Below are 14,369 nucleotides of genomic sequence, written 5' to 3'. Positions count from 1 at the left end.
ATAATGGATACACATACATAACAGTCAACGGTTATATATAACACTTAATTTTAAATTATTAAAATATTATAATTCATGGTGAGGAAGAAAATAAGAAGAAATTGAAGAAGATAAATTTACAGATGTCTTTAAAACTGATGTATAGATCTTGTTAGCAGTATCATTATATACATATTAAATTTCTTTTCAGTGTTATAAACGAGGGTTGATTGTTATATATGGTTTTGTTGTAACATACAAGTAGCTGAATGAATTTCTTAAAATAAAATATGAAAATTTGCTTGTCATAATTTTACCCCAAAGGAGTGATTAGATTTATTGATAAAGACTTTTATTGTTTGTTAATTCTTAGTAGAAAAAAGAGTACCTATCTTTAAAAATTGGAATAAAGAAGAGAAAAAACAGAATTGAGATACCTTATTAATTTTGAAGCGTCAATTACATGGCGTTATGCAATGGTTTATATCAAAATAAACATATAGAAAATTCATTCAGAGGATACATATGTCTTAACAAACTATTTTCTTCGTATATAAGATTGTATACAATTTATAACTGCTTAACACAACATGTGTAACTTATTTGGTTACAACATATTTAATATTAACTAATAAAAAAGTGAAATATGAATGGAGATGTTATGAAATGAGTATGAAAAAAATCATTTTAGCTGGTGCATTAGGAATCGCAACACTTGCAGGTACAAATTTGCCAGGATTAGAAGCAACAAAAGTAAATGCAGCTTCTATTGAATCAATTACACTAACAATCGAAGGGCGTGTAGTTGAGATTAATAAAAATGTTATATCTGTTAAATCAAAACAGTTTACAGATCCTATCAGTGTCTATTTTAATACTTCACCAAATGTGAAAATAGGGGAGGAAGTAAAGGTTACTGGTACCATGATGAATAATTTCACTGAATATATGGTTGCAAATTCCATTGAAAGTAAATCGTTAAAACCAGGGGTTTATTTCCAAGAAAATGGCCTTCCTGATTATGTAGTAGGAGAGATTAGTAAAAAAGGCCAACTTAATAAATACGGAAATACATCTACAGATTATGTACATGTTAAATATCCTAAAATCAAAGGTGGAAATGACATCATAGAAGTTTACTTAACTCAAGGACAACAATTTAATGTCGGTGACAAAGTTAAAGTGAATAATATGGAACTTGTAGAATGGGGTGGGAGTACCATTCATTGGAATATAAAAAATAACATTGAAAAAATTCAAGAATTGAAAATTCTAAATGACACCAATAATAATGAGGATGATCAATGGATTTGGTCTTAATAAAAAAATCCATCTAATTCTTATTAATCTTTTCTATCAATTATACTAACCAACACATGTATAAACTCCTAATTATCAGCGTGGATTGTTTATCCATAGCTAAAATAATATCTAAAAAGAACTTGTAATCTTTTTACAAGTTCTTTTTTATAAGAAATAGACAGTTTATTAATTATTCTTCTGCAATGTAGAAGTGGAATAACTGTTTACTAGAGAGGTAAATGCTTGGTCATACTCTCCTTTTAATTTTGTTACAATATCAGCAATTGGTTGCACCTGTTTGATGTTTCCTACACCTTGACCTGCAGAAAATATATCTTTCCACGGCTTTATTCCCATTTCATTGGTTTGAGCAAAAGAAAAATCTAATGATGTTTTCTTTTGCAAATGATTGGGATCAAGTTCTACCTTTAAAATACTAGGAATAAGATAATTTGCATGCACTCCGCTAAATGCATCGGTATAAATCAAATCTTCAACATTGGATTCAACCAGCATATTTTGATAAGTATCACTTGCTAAACATTCAGATGAGGCTATAAATCGGGTGCCCATATAAACCATATCTGCCCCCAGAATTTCCATGGCTAAGATGTCTTGACCACGAGATACGCAACCAGCGACTACTGTAATGCCATCCCAGAACTCTTTTACTTCCGTTAGAAAGGCAATTGGATTAAGCATTCCCGCATGTCCGCCAGCCCCTGTACAAACGAGGATTAAACCGTCTATTCCTGCTTCCACAGCTTTTCTTGCATGAGTTAGATTAGTAGCATCGGAGAAAACTAATCCTCCATATTCATGCACAATATTTACAACTAAAGATGGATTTCCTAGTGATGTAATTACAATAGGGGGACGATATGTTTTTATTAGTTCAAGGTCTGCTTCATATCGCTGATTTGTTCGATGTACAATCAAGTTCACTGCCCAAGGAGCAATAGAATGTGCTCCATTTTTAAGTTGACTTGTTGAAAGTTCATATGTGATATGTTTCATCCATTCCTCTAGCATTTCCGTGGTACGAGCATTAAGTAGTGGAAAAGAGCTTACTATTCCTGCTTTACAGCCATTAATGATCATTTCTGGACTTGAAACCAGAAACATTGGAGCTGCAATAACAGGTAATGTTAGTTTTTCTTTTAATAGTATGAACTCTTGTTTTGACATACTTTATCATCCTTTCAAGATGTATGTGCTTTCACATAAGGGAACCTCAATTTTATTTAACTCCTGCTTTTATATTTTTATTCTCACTGAAGGCTTGCTTAGCTTCAGGCAGTAAAAGATTTAAAATTACTGCTCCTATTAAAATGACTATCGACAAATAAAAGGATAAATTATAGTTGCCCTTCTTACTATATAGTATTCCTAGTAAATACGTCTCTAGCGCTAAGCCAATTTGATGACTGAGAAATAACCATCTAATATAAATCCGACTGAATACCGTTTAAAATCTATTATTTCTATAAATTAAGAAAATTTAAAAGACATGTCTCTTACACCTCCGCTTATATAATATGAGGTAGGCATATAAAAGCATATCTACCCCATTACAATTATGCTAACGGGTACATATGCATAACAGTCAAGTACGTTTTATAACACTTAAATTTGAATAACACGTTAAATTACCCTCTAAGTAAGAGTGGTAGAAAAGATAAAAAGTAGACGTTAATCGTTAAATGTTTTAAAAACTGAAATTTACTTGATATAAGAGGTGAGTGGGTAAATTAAAATCTTGAAATAAAACATATGCTTATGTACATGTGCGTTTACATATTAAAAGTATCTAACGAATCATTTTCATAGGCTAGTAATAACAGGAACTTAGACTTATGTTGCTTTCATTCTTAGTTGCCTTTTTTGTTATAGATATAGTTAAATTAGTCAAAAAATATTTGAGTAAATTATAAAAAACAAGATAGATAAAACCTATTTCTTAGGTTCATTTATCTATCTTGTTTGTTAAATATTCTTTTAGCTATAAATTACATTTATCAATTTAGAGTGTATATTCATTTTGAATGAAAAACACCTGATCTATTTACTATCAACTTACAATTAAAAGAAGGGGGAATTGTCGTAAGATTTCTTTTCTGAAATCAAAGAATGGAATATACCGCATAAAATTTCAACACCCTCTTTTAATTGCTTCTCACTCATATAAGAGTAACTTAATCTCATATGATGATTTTCTAGTTCTACAGGATAACATGCTGTACCAGGCAAAAATGTCACTTTTTTCTTTTGTGCTTCTAAAAGAATAGAATTTGTATCCATCCAATCAGGAAGACTAATCCAAAGATTTAATCCTCCTTCAGGTATGAACCATGAAACCTCAGATGGAGCAAGTTTTGACAACAGTTCCAAAACTAGATCTCTTCGTAATTTCAAAGCAGTTCTTAATTTTTTTATATGTTCCATTGATTTTTGTGATCTCATAAATGGCAATATTATTTTTTGAGTAAGTAAAGGACTTCCTAAGTCTGCGTTAGCTTTTGCTGCTAATAATCGATTAAATATAGAACCAGAAGCAATTAATACTCCAATTCTACAACCAGGAGCAAATGTCTTACTTAATCCTTTCAAATAAATGACATGTCCGGAATCATCTAAACTTTTAATGGGAGCCGGTGGTTTTTTATTAAAGTAAATTTCGCTCCATGGATCATCTTCAATAACTATGCTATTGCTACTTTGAGCTATATCAAGAATTTGTCTACGTCTTTTAGCAGTTGTGACAATACCTGTTGGATTATGAAAGGTAGGCACTGTATATATGATCTTTGGTTTATATTTGTCACATAAATTCTGCAGGATATCTATTCTCATACCATCTTTATCGATTGGAACGGTAAGGACTGTAGCACCTCTCCCACGAAAGACATCGATTGCTCCTGGGTAAGTTGGAGCCTCCATTATAACCACATCATCCGGTCCGATAAACGTACGAGCAATAAGACCAATTCCTTGTTGAGAACCATTTGTAACTAAAATGTTTTCTGGAACTGTAGTAATATCCATTCTTTTCAAATATGCGGCCATTTCATGTCTTAGTTCAAGATCTCCTTGTACTTCTCCATATTGAGATAAAATTCTTGGGTTATCAACAAATATCTTTTGAACTTCTTGTTCTAAAAAACGATTTGGAAAAAGCTTTGGATCAATCATCGAAGATGATAATTGAATCATTTCTGGAACATAATGAAAGCGTGAAAATTGAGATCTAGGTAAGTAATCCTGAATTGATACCTGCCAATTATAAGGAGAAACTTTAGGTTGCCTATTAACAACTTCCTTTCTTTCTGGATTAACAAATGATCCTTTTCCTTGAATTGAGGTAACAAAGCCATCTTCTTCAAGTTTCTTATATGCTTTTGCTACTGTCACCAGACTCACTTTTAATTGTTTTGTAAGACTGCGTATAGAAGGTAATTGTGCTCCTTCCTGTAGAAAGCCGGAACGAATTTGGTCGACAATAGATAGGTATATTTGTTTGGAAAGTGAAATTTCACTGTTACGTTGAATTTCAAAATGCATACTAATTCTCCTTTCAGTGTTATAGAAGGGGCTTGAGTGTTATATACGGTTCCGTTATAACATACAAGTAGATTAAGGAAATCTCTGAAATAAAGAATTAAAAAATAGAATTCGAAAGGAGGAAATAACTCTATTAACAAGAGATAGGTTAAACATCTTTGCCTTAAAAGGATACCCATTTGTTACGATATTTTAATCATTTAACACAAAGGCAATATATATTTACAACCTATATAGCAATATTAACTAGACTGGCCATATAGCATAGTGGCACTATACTTCATTTTTTTAAATCATGCAAATACTTATTATTCACTAAATACTTTTCTATGTAATCAGAGACCTTTATATTACCAAGCTTAAAAGGAGATATATTATGTTTAAGCATGATATTACTGTACGTTTTAATGAATGTGATTCTTTGGGACATGTAAACAATGCAAATTATTTTACTTATTTTGAAGAAGCGAGAAATGAACTTTTTAAAATTTTCAATCCAAGTCTAAAGATAAAATCCTGGAACTTAATGGTTGCTTCTACCCAATGTGACTTTATTTGTGAGACGTCATATGCCCAAAAAGTAACTGTTTATACATGGTAGCAAGACAACTGTCTGGCCGAGGAAGAACACTATATTGTAAACATGAGGGAGACAGAGTAAAAATTGCGGGAACAACAGTTGTATATGCCATTGGTGATATTTAAATAAAATAAAAATGAGGTTAGAAAATGAAAGTAGAACAAAGAATTGAGGAACTAGGTATTATATTACCTAAAACTTCGCCTGCTAAAGCATTATACGTACCAGTTAAACAAATAGGAAATTTCCTATTTGTATCAGGACAAGCTCCATTTATTAATGCTAACCTCGCTTATACAGGGAAAGCTGGGGGAGAAAGAACCTTAGAAGAAGCACAAGAAGCAGCAAGACTTTGTATCATTAATACACTGGCAGCAGTCAAAGAATATATTGGTGATTTAGACCGCATTGTAAATGTAATTAAACTACAAGCCTTTGTGAATAGTGAAACTGACTTTGATCAACAACATATTGTTATTAATGCGGCCTCAAAGTTGTTACACGATATATTTGGAATAGAAGGCCAACATGCTCGGACGGCAATTGGAGCAAATCAACTACCAATGAATATTACAGTGGAAATTGATTGTATATTTGAAGTTCAATCCTAATAAGTGGATAATAAATGAAGTTTTACAACAAAAATTAAAAGCACTTACTTAAATTTCATGATGGCTACTAAGGATATTCAACCAATAATATAATTTAGTTTTCAATTATATTACCTGTATTAGATGGAGATGAAGATATGAATAAAAAGAATGATTTAAATAGTACTAAAGAAAAATGTAATAATCTAGAACTTTTGAATAGTGATAAGTGGCAATATGAATCGTATTACAAATATCAGCCTTTATTTTCTTTTAAAGACTTATTAAAGCTTTTCACTAGAAAAGCAAAGCAATAGAATTAAACTAGTTTCTTATTATAGATTGACATGATAACTCACGTGATAAAGTCTGAATTTTCTTTGTTCGGAAGATAAGAAAGGGATGCAAGTTGTGAGATGCAGATGAAAGCAATTACGATAGAGGAAATTTATCAGGAAATTTTAGATGGAAAAAGAAATAGATTCCCACCAAACACATGGAAATTAGATAAAAATAATGAGATGGCTAGAAGAGTAACTAGGTATTTAGTAACAAAACTTTTAAAGTGGAACGACGAAGAGATTAAACAGAATTGGAATTACGCATTAATTGCGAAGTATCGATTACGTGGAGTATTGAAGCATAAGTATGAAAATAGTCCGTACGCAATGATCAATGATTTATATCCAAACAGATATAAAGAATGGGAATTTAAAATGACACCTTTAAATTTTTGGACAAAAGAAAAGGCCTTAGAATTATTAAAATGGATAATTGAAGAAGAAGAGAAATTATCACCCGAAATATTCTTACAAACTTATGGACAAAAATGGTTAAACGAACGACGACTAAGCGCACCTTTAAGAACGCTTTGGGATGGAAGTCCGTATGCGATGATTAATGATTTATATCCAAATCGATTTAAAGAATGGGAATTTACTAAAACTCCTAATAAATTTTGGACGAAAGAAAAAGCATTACAAGCTCTGGTATGGACGATTGAAGAAAAAGAAAAATTAAATCCGGAACAATTGAAGAATATATACGAACATAAATGGTTAACGCAAGTTGGATTGAGAGGGGCCTGTCAAATATATTGGAATGATAGTCCATATGCAATGATTAATGACTTATATCCGAATCAATATAAAGAATGGGAATTTAAGATGACACCTAGTGGTTTTTGGACGAGAAAAAAAGCGTTAGATGCGTTACGGTGGACAATTGAAGAAAAAGAAGAGTTGACAGATGATCAATTATTACAGCAGTACACACTGAAGTGGCTAAAAAGACAGAGATTATGGACACCAGTAGTAAGATACTGGAATGGAAGTCCCTACGCAATGATTAATGATTTGTATCCAAATAAATATTTAAAAAGCTCATTTAGAGGATATGTAAATAAGTCTAAATACTACTAGACATACTTTTAATATTGAAAACACAATCGATAAATTCAGAACTTTCGATATTTAATACCCCGAAAAATACACGTAGGAAAAGAACATTTATTTTTTTACAACAGCTTTCCGATATAAAAGGAACTGCTTCAATAGAGGGAAATATAAGCATTTTTAAAAGAATTTCTTAATATAGTCAAGGTGTTAACCAAAGTAGTTCTGCATTATTTTGTTCTACTTGTTAATTAATAGACCTTCAAACAATGAACATAATCGCTTCATATCAAATGAAAATTTTTTATAAGAAAAAATAAATTTTATAAATATAAAAATTATAATAAGGGCGTCGAGAGATAAGTTATTAACTTTGAAGAAATATCAATCCTCCCAATAATTATATTTAATAAGCAATAAAGGAGAACGAATAGAGATGGAAATGTTAAAAGGTACTTTACTTTTACTTACTGTTCTTTCATGCATGTCATTATTTTGCTACAAAGCTCCACATGGAATGAAAGCAATGGGGGGACTTTCAGGTGCTGCTTGTGCAACCTTTTTAGTAGAAGCTTTTCATAGTTATGTAACTGGTGATTTAATTGGAATTCCATTTTTAAAAGATCTTGGTCAAATGGCTGGAGGACTTGGTGGAATTGCTGCTGGTACACTTGTTTGTTTAAAATTGGGGGTAAATCCTGTCTATTCCATGATGGTTGGGGTAGCAGTAGCTGATTTCAAGTTACTACCAGCATTTATCGCTGGTTATTTGGTATCTTTCCTAATTAAACAAATTGAAAAACGTATTCCAGAAGGCTTTGATTTAATTGTTACTGTTATAGTTGTTCCGGTTATAGCACGTTTAATAGCAACAACAATAGCACCAGTAGTAGTCGGATTATTACAGAATATAGGGGATGTTCTAATATCCGCCGGTACAGGAAGTCCAATTTTATTAGGAATCATTTTAGGTGGGATTATCCCACTCGTTGGCATGAGTCCATTAAGTTCCATGGCACTTACAAGTTTAATTGGTTTAACTGGCATGCCAATGGCGATTGGTGCCCTATCAGTAACAAATTCTTCTTTTGTTAATTATATGTTATTTAAACGTATGAAATTTGGTAATAAGGCCACTACAACAGCAGTTGCTATTGAGCCATTAACACAGTTTGATATTATTGCGTCAAATCCAATTCCTATTTATTTAACAAATGCCATGGGAGGCATGATTGCTGGTATAGTTGTTGCCTCATTTGGACTTATCAATAACGCGGTTGGTACAGCAACACCAATTGCTGGATTAGTGGTTATGTTTGGATTTAATGATCCTATGAAAGTATTATTGTGTACTGCAACTATTATGACTACTGGGCTATTATCTGGATTTATCGGGTCACTAGTATTTAAAAATTTCAAAATCAGAAAAGTGAAAGACATTAGAGAAACCCCTCGAGAAATTTCTGCTTAATTTAAAAAACTAGACTTGGAGAAATTAGACATATAATGCAAATCAATGTTCGATTTTATCGGTCCAATGATGGTAAGTCCATCTAGTTCACATATTACTGGTACTGCACGGACAGATGTTACGGAAAGAGCATGATTTGGTAAACAATCAGATGAAGTTGACATTTCTTTTTATGGTTCTTTCGCTAAAGCATATAATGGGCATGAAACGGATGTAGCTTTTATAATTTGATAAGAAAATAATATATTTAAAATTTTATATAATAATTAATTAATATTCTATATGGTAGGGGTATAAATTTTTGATCAAGTAATGGAATGAAAAATTAATTTATGTAAAAGGACCTCGGTTAATAAATTAGAAAGAAGAATATCCTAAGAAATATGGGATGAGAAACTAGGCAATTGCTGAAGATTGGCAATAAATTTTTAGATAGAGCGAGATCGAAAGTTGAAGAAACAAAACATCTCTGTTGGTATTGCGATAAGTAGTGATTTATTATTAGCAGCATGTGGTAATTCATACTCAATTGCATGATTAAAATCAGGAAATTTAACAAAAGGAGAGCCCGATAAAGATTTTAAAAAAAGAGCTAGAAAATCAATTTTACAGCTAATAATGTTTAATTGATATTGAAAAGTTAAGGAATGTTATTTCTGGTGCATTTTTCGCAACGGTTTTCAGTATTTTATCAGGTTACTTATCACGAAACCCATTTACAAATAAAGTGAAATATATTTTTGAAATATAGAAGTAGTGTCTAATTCTTAATTGCTTATTAAGCTATTAGAAGGCGCATATCCGTTTATTGTGAAAAAACCGTATTTTAAGATGCGCTTTCTGCGACTGAGTGTATGAAGCTAGAAAAAGGAGCGAAAAAAATGCGGAGTAAGAGAAATAGAAGAGACAAAAATAAAAAAAACGAAGACCATATTGATGAAACTTGGTTAATTCCGTATTCTGATATGCTAACGTTGTTGTTTGCTTTGTTCATTGTTTTATTTGCAATGAGTAGTATAGATGCAGCAAAATTTAAACAGATGGCAGTAGCTTTTCAAAGTGAACTAGCAGGTGGAACTGGAAATAAAGAGTTTTTGAGTAATCAAAAGCCAAATGAGAAAGAAGAATTATCATTAAGGACCCTTGAGGCAGAACAAGAAAAAAACAAGATAAGTATGAAGCTAAAGAAGAAAAAGAAATGGATGAATTGAAAGCATTACAAAATAAGATTAATCAATATATTGATGAGAAGCAATTAACTTCTTCTTTTCAAACTAAGTTAACCGAAAAGGGATTAATGGTGACAATATTAGAGAATGTACTGTTTGATTCGGGGAAAGCGGATGTGAAATTGGAATCGTTAGGGATTGCAAAAGAAATGTCTAATTTGCTTGTTTCGGCAGCTCCACGTGAAATAACTGTTTCAGGTCACACTGATAATGTCCCCATTGCCAAAGCAAATTTTGCATCAAATTGGGAATTGAGTTCACAACGTGCTGTGAACTTTATGCAAGTAATGCTTCAAAATAAAAAGTTGCAAGCAGAAAAATTTAGTGCAATTGCTCATGGAGAATATCGTCCAATTGATAAAAATGATACACAAGAGGGAAAAGCAAAGAATAGACGTGTGGAAGTGTTTATTTTGCCTTTAACAGGGCAGACAAAATAAAAAACGGTCTAGTATGTATAGACCGTTTTTTCTATGATTTACTAATTTTCCAACCATCATCCGTTTTCTCTAGTTCAATTACGATTACTTTTTTAGGATTATCTTTATATACAGCATCAACAGTTACTGTAGCGATTTCATTTTTCTCTTCAACTTTTCTAATCTTATAGCTTTTAAGATCTTCATTAATTGATTTCATTAATTCTGCATTTCCGCCAATAAAACCAACTATTTTTTTTGCTTCTGGAGTAAATAACTCTCCAAAATCTTTCGCATTTCCTTCTTTTGCATCTTCAAAATATGCTGTAGCAACTTCTTTAGGATCACGATTATCTCCACATGCTGCAAGTGCTGTAACTGATAAGGCCATTACTACCATTAACATGATCATACGCGTAAATTTGTTCTTCATTCAAACCACTCCTTATATAAAACGTAATTTCTACTCTTATAAAGAGCTAAATTACTTGTATAAGTATATAATAAATAAAACTGTATATATTTATATATTATTTTTATGATATTGATAGTGTTAAAAATAGGGAAGGAGAGAGAATCTATCAATTACTATAATATTGATTTACGTTATATACATTAGTATAATGATAATGTCAGCGTTATAGGGGTATAATAGACGACGTTCATTTTTAAAATCATAAAATCGGATTCACTTATATGAAAGATAAAAGCCCTTCTTTAATTAGGAGGGCTTTTGTCTTTGCTTGAAGAGTACACATATACATGAGTGGAAATGTAGTAATAGTTATGTATTATGTACCTGCAGGTGTGGTTCCAGAAGACACGATATGTATTTATTTTTATTGCTTATTCATAATATTATGGTATTATTACCTTAAAAAATTGACTACCTAAGGAGAAAATCACAATGAAACTCAACAAGAAAACTATCGCTTTTACCCTAGCCTTATCAATAGGAGTAGGAGCTTGCGGAATCCCGAAAGAAAAGGAAGTTGATCCGAAAGTATCACTGAATTCTAAAATGGATTACTCAAAAGTACCTTACAAGGAGAGAAGCATTTATGTAGATTATCAGCATGGAGCTATCACAAAAGAGGAAATGACCGAAAAGCAAGCTGATAGCTATGAGAAGGCTAAAAAAATTCTTGAGAAGGACTTAAACTCTGAAGAGTTGAAAGAACTCAACAAACAACGGGAAGAACGCCGGGAGAAGTTCCTAAAGAAGCAAGAACAGAAGAAAGTAGATGACAAGAAGAAAACTGAAGAAGATGCTCTAAAGTATAAGAACCGCCAGGAACGTCTCGACAATCATAAGCAAGAAAAGGAACGGAAGGAACTTCAGAAGCTTAATGAAGAGAACGCTGATGAGATGAAACGACAACTGGAGGGATTATCACAATGAAGACACTAAGCACAGCTAGTAAGACATTAGAAGAATGAAATTAAACATAATAAAGTCAGAGTTATAGGGATATAACAGACGACATTCATTCTTTAAATCATAAAATCGGATTCACTTATATGAAAGACGAAAGCCCTTCTTTAATTAGGAGGGCTTTTATCTTTGCTTGAAGAGTACGGCATATACATAAGCAGAAATATAGTAATAGTTATTTAGTTTGTATCTGCAGGTGTTGTTCGAGAAAACACGATTTATATAAAATTACAATTAAAAAACAGAATATTCATAATTGTTATAGGGATTACTTGAACAATAACCTATAATGATACTTTACGATACATTAGAAAAATTTCTAAAAATAACTACACTGAGGTGAATAAAATGCCATTTAAGTTATGGATTAGTCGTGAGGAAGAAGCAGAAATACCTGATTTTAAGGGCCATGAAGAAGCAAGAAAGTATTTTAAAGAGAAGTATGGAGATGCCTTCCAGTTTTCTGAATCTTTAGAAGTAGATGGTAAAAAAAGTATATTTCTACATGTATATTGTAGATAAGGAGAAATTTAATGAAATGCAAGATTATATGGGAAAGCAAAGTACACGTCTTATTAACGCTGGAAATCCAGAAACAAAAGGATTCATGGAATCATACCAATCAATTCAGATCTTCGAAGACGGCAGAGTAAATATTACACATTAAAAATAACAGTCTTATATTATTTGAAGTGGAGACCTGGAAAGAGACTCTTATTTAAGAGCGTATATTTTCAGGTTTTTTACTATTTTATAAATGGGAAGTGTAGTTAAACTCGCGATCTTAAAGCTATTGTTTAGATAAATATTTTGTGAAATTTCAATCTATGCATACTGTATTTTAATAATATCAATACCCAAAATGTGGTACGATTTAAAGAGGGGATATATAAGAATCACCTATGAATGCACTAACTAAAGGAGTGAATACCTATATGGAAAATAAGTTACATTCTAATTCAAGACCACCAAAAATATTCATATCATATGCTTGGACAACTGAGGAATACCAAGAAAAAGTCATTAAATTTGCACAGCGTCTAAGGGAAAATGGTATTGATGTTGTGGCAGATTTTTGGGACTTAAATCCTGGTAATAGTCTATTTGCATTTATGGAAAGTATGGTAACAGATCCTACGATTGATAAAGTATTAGTCTTATGCAATAAGATATACGCTGATAAAGCTGCTGCTTATACCGGTGGAGTCGGTACAGAAACACAAATAATAGGACCTCACATATATAACAAAGTGCGACAAGAAAAGTTTATTCCTGTTATTTTAGAAAGAGAAGAATTAGATACGGAATATATCCCTGTTCATATGAGTGGTTTAATATATATTGATTTAGATCGTAGATTTGAAAAGGGCTTTGAAGAATTACTTCGCTTATTATACAACAAGCCATTATTACGAAAACCAGAATTAGGAACAGCCCCAAGTTATATATTTGAGGAAAAAAAACGAGATTTAAGGTAGATGGAATTTTATCTTCTATGCAGGATGCTATCATTCACCGACCTGGAAGAATAGCATCCTTATGCTATGACTATAAAAAAGCTCTTTTAGAAGATTTAGAAGCATATCGAGTATTAGAATTATCCGAACCTTATGATGAACAAGTATATAATCTAATTCAAGAAATGATTCCATTAAGAAATAACTACATTAAATTTATGGAGCTATTATGCAGTGATCAAACAGTATTTGATACTAAAATGATTACTGATCTTTTTGAGACTCTAAATATTTATTCTGGTTCTTTTGGTACGACTGGTCCAATTGAATTTGAACATTTTCGATATTTTATCCATGAGCTTTTCTTATACACTATAACAATATTAATTTCTAGGAATATGTATGATAAACTTCATGAAATTTGTAAGCATCGATATTTTGTAAAATATAATAATTATGATGAATTACAAGATGGAAGTTATGGATTCTTCTATTTTTATTTACATAGCCTAATAGACACTCGAAATAGAAGATTACAATTAAACCGTACAAGTGTACATGCTGATTTAATCAAGGAACAATCAATTTCCTCTGGATACTCATGGGAGAATTTAATAGAGGCCGACTGTTTATTGTATTGCATAAAAGATATTCAACGATTATTAGGAAAGAAGCAAGAATATAGTAAACGTTGGTATCCTGTAACATATGGTTATGTCCAGTTTTCAGATCCTATATTACCTATACTTCAAAAATTAAAATCAAGAGAGCACTTTAATGAAATAAAAAAATTATTAGGGGTTGAGAGTGTAGAACAATTGGAAAATGTAAAAAATCTTTCAGCAGAAGAAGAATATAGGTCAAGCGTTCCATCACTAAATAATTTACTACCAAATGAATTAGCAATATACTAACCAAATGTGAAATGTAAGTAATTAAAGGGGAGTATTAT

14 protein-coding genes and 3 pseudogenes are annotated in these 14,369 nt (G+C 31.5%); 13 read left to right on the top strand and 4 right to left on the bottom strand.

The genetic code is table 11. The features are described 5' to 3' along the window. Positions 1 to 645: 645 nt before the first annotated feature. Positions 646 to 1,299 (top strand): hypothetical protein, encoded by a 654-nt coding sequence (locus NZ044_RS29005; protein WP_170264995.1) that lies wholly within the window; start codon positions 646 to 648, stop codon positions 1,297 to 1,299. Between the two features lie 168 nt (positions 1,300 to 1,467). On the opposite strand, the gene NZ044_RS29000 is transcribed toward NZ044_RS29005, so the two are convergent. From NZ044_RS29000 to pdxR, 3 genes and pseudogenes are all read right to left on the bottom strand, one after another. After that, the gene (locus NZ044_RS29000; RefSeq protein WP_170264997.1) at positions 1,468 to 2,469 is read right to left on the bottom strand and encodes an NAD(P)H-dependent flavin oxidoreductase; all 1,002 of its coding nucleotides are present in this window, start codon (positions 2,467 to 2,469) and stop codon (positions 1,468 to 1,470) included. Between the two features lie 52 nt (positions 2,470 to 2,521). After that, positions 2,522 to 2,754 (bottom strand): annotated as a pseudogene (locus NZ044_RS28995) (MFS transporter); the annotation flags it as partial. Positions 2,755 to 3,363: 609 nt separating this feature from the next. Continuing rightward, complete coding sequence (gene pdxR, locus NZ044_RS28990) at positions 3,364 to 4,842, bottom strand: MocR-like pyridoxine biosynthesis transcription factor PdxR (RefSeq protein ID WP_170264999.1); 1,479 nt, start codon at positions 4,840 to 4,842, stop codon at positions 3,364 to 3,366. Between the two features lie 376 nt (positions 4,843 to 5,218). Between pdxR and NZ044_RS28985 the strand changes: the two genes are divergently transcribed. From NZ044_RS28985 to motB, 7 genes and pseudogenes are all read left to right on the top strand, one after another. Beyond that, positions 5,219 to 5,443, top strand: a complete 225-nt coding sequence (locus NZ044_RS28985; protein WP_249383813.1) for an acyl-CoA thioesterase — start codon at positions 5,219 to 5,221, stop codon at positions 5,441 to 5,443. Positions 5,444 to 5,571: 128 nt separating this feature from the next. Then, a complete protein-coding gene (locus tag NZ044_RS28975; protein ID WP_097807856.1) occupies positions 5,572 to 6,033 on the top strand; it encodes a RidA family protein in 462 nt (153 codons plus the stop codon). Between the two features lie 137 nt (positions 6,034 to 6,170). Further along, positions 6,171 to 6,329, top strand: coding sequence for a hypothetical protein (locus NZ044_RS28970; protein ID WP_170265001.1), 159 nt, complete (start codon positions 6,171 to 6,173; stop codon positions 6,327 to 6,329). 99 nt (positions 6,330 to 6,428) lie between these two features. Continuing rightward, entirely contained in the window at positions 6,429 to 7,433 is a 1,005-nt protein-coding gene (locus tag NZ044_RS28965; RefSeq protein ID WP_170265003.1) for a DUF4046 domain-containing protein, read from the top strand. A 409-nt stretch (positions 7,434 to 7,842) separates the two neighbouring features. Further along, positions 7,843 to 8,877 carry a PTS sugar transporter subunit IIC gene (locus tag NZ044_RS28960; RefSeq protein WP_170265005.1) on the top strand — a complete coding sequence of 345 codons (1,035 nt, stop codon included), beginning with the start codon at positions 7,843 to 7,845 and terminating at the stop codon, positions 8,875 to 8,877. Between the two features lie 622 nt (positions 8,878 to 9,499). Beyond that, positions 9,500 to 9,758 (top strand): annotated as a pseudogene (locus NZ044_RS30935) (flagellar motor protein MotA); the annotation flags it as partial. Next, a pseudogene (motB, locus tag NZ044_RS28955) lies at positions 9,759 to 10,546 on the top strand (flagellar motor protein MotB). Positions 10,547 to 10,577: 31 nt separating this feature from the next. On the opposite strand, the gene NZ044_RS28950 reads toward motB, so the two are convergent. Further along, positions 10,578 to 10,958: a DUF4878 domain-containing protein gene (locus NZ044_RS28950; RefSeq protein WP_170265008.1), complete on the bottom strand. Its 381-nt coding sequence runs from the start codon at positions 10,956 to 10,958 to the stop codon at positions 10,578 to 10,580. A 474-nt stretch (positions 10,959 to 11,432) separates the two neighbouring features. On the opposite strand from NZ044_RS28950, the gene NZ044_RS28945 reads away from it, so the two are divergent. The 5 genes from NZ044_RS28945 to NZ044_RS28925 all read left to right on the top strand — a co-directional run bounded on the left by NZ044_RS28945 (position 11,433) and on the right by NZ044_RS28925 (position 14,331). After that, positions 11,433 to 11,927 (top strand): DNA ligase, encoded by a 495-nt coding sequence (locus NZ044_RS28945; RefSeq protein WP_170265010.1) that lies wholly within the window; start codon positions 11,433 to 11,435, stop codon positions 11,925 to 11,927. A 381-nt stretch (positions 11,928 to 12,308) separates the two neighbouring features. Continuing rightward, positions 12,309 to 12,482, top strand: a complete 174-nt coding sequence (locus NZ044_RS28940; RefSeq protein WP_249383814.1) for a hypothetical protein — start codon at positions 12,309 to 12,311, stop codon at positions 12,480 to 12,482. A 16-nt stretch (positions 12,483 to 12,498) separates the two neighbouring features. Continuing rightward, positions 12,499 to 12,627 (top strand): hypothetical protein, encoded by a 129-nt coding sequence (locus NZ044_RS28935; protein ID WP_276568709.1) that lies wholly within the window; start codon positions 12,499 to 12,501, stop codon positions 12,625 to 12,627. Between the two features lie 268 nt (positions 12,628 to 12,895). Continuing rightward, positions 12,896 to 13,438 (top strand): TIR domain-containing protein, encoded by a 543-nt coding sequence (locus tag NZ044_RS28930; RefSeq protein WP_249383815.1) that lies wholly within the window; start codon positions 12,896 to 12,898, stop codon positions 13,436 to 13,438. Positions 13,439 to 13,455: 17 nt separating this feature from the next. After that, positions 13,456 to 14,331: a hypothetical protein gene (locus NZ044_RS28925; protein ID WP_249383816.1), complete on the top strand. Its 876-nt coding sequence runs from the start codon at positions 13,456 to 13,458 to the stop codon at positions 14,329 to 14,331. Positions 14,332 to 14,369 lie beyond the last annotated feature (38 nt).

The organism is Bacillus sp. FSL K6-1338 (genome assembly GCF_038006965.1).
GTDB classification, from domain to species: Bacteria; Bacillota; Bacilli; order Bacillales; family Bacillaceae_G; genus Bacillus_A; species Bacillus_A thuringiensis_S.
The sequence above is the reverse complement of the archived record's forward strand: the minus strand, read 5'-3'. Positions and strand labels throughout refer to the sequence as shown.

Excerpts from the sequence above, each read along its gene's own strand:
- NZ044_RS29005 (WP_170264995.1), top strand. The coding sequence starts at position 646 with ATGAGTATGAAAAAAATCATTTTAGCTGGTGCATTAGGAATCGCAACA.
- NZ044_RS29000 (WP_170264997.1), bottom strand. The coding sequence starts at position 2,469 with ATGTCAAAACAAGAGTTCATACTATTAAAAGAAAAACTAACATTACCT.
- pdxR (WP_170264999.1), bottom strand. The coding sequence starts at position 4,842 with ATGCATTTTGAAATTCAACGTAACAGTGAAATTTCACTTTCCAAACAA.
- NZ044_RS28985 (WP_249383813.1), top strand. The coding sequence starts at position 5,219 with ATGTTTAAGCATGATATTACTGTACGTTTTAATGAATGTGATTCTTTG.
- NZ044_RS28975 (WP_097807856.1), top strand. The coding sequence starts at position 5,572 with ATGAAAGTAGAACAAAGAATTGAGGAACTAGGTATTATATTACCTAAA.
- NZ044_RS28970 (WP_170265001.1), top strand. The coding sequence starts at position 6,171 with ATGAATAAAAAGAATGATTTAAATAGTACTAAAGAAAAATGTAATAAT.
- NZ044_RS28965 (WP_170265003.1), top strand. The coding sequence starts at position 6,429 with ATGCAGATGAAAGCAATTACGATAGAGGAAATTTATCAGGAAATTTTA.
- NZ044_RS28960 (WP_170265005.1), top strand. The coding sequence starts at position 7,843 with ATGGAAATGTTAAAAGGTACTTTACTTTTACTTACTGTTCTTTCATGC.
- NZ044_RS28950 (WP_170265008.1), bottom strand. The coding sequence starts at position 10,958 with ATGAAGAACAAATTTACGCGTATGATCATGTTAATGGTAGTAATGGCC.
- NZ044_RS28945 (WP_170265010.1), top strand. The coding sequence starts at position 11,433 with ATGAAACTCAACAAGAAAACTATCGCTTTTACCCTAGCCTTATCAATA.
- NZ044_RS28940 (WP_249383814.1), top strand. The coding sequence starts at position 12,309 with ATGCCATTTAAGTTATGGATTAGTCGTGAGGAAGAAGCAGAAATACCT.
- NZ044_RS28935 (WP_276568709.1), top strand. The coding sequence starts at position 12,499 with ATGCAAGATTATATGGGAAAGCAAAGTACACGTCTTATTAACGCTGGA.
- NZ044_RS28930 (WP_249383815.1), top strand. The coding sequence starts at position 12,896 with ATGGAAAATAAGTTACATTCTAATTCAAGACCACCAAAAATATTCATA.
- NZ044_RS28925 (WP_249383816.1), top strand. The coding sequence starts at position 13,456 with ATGCAGGATGCTATCATTCACCGACCTGGAAGAATAGCATCCTTATGC.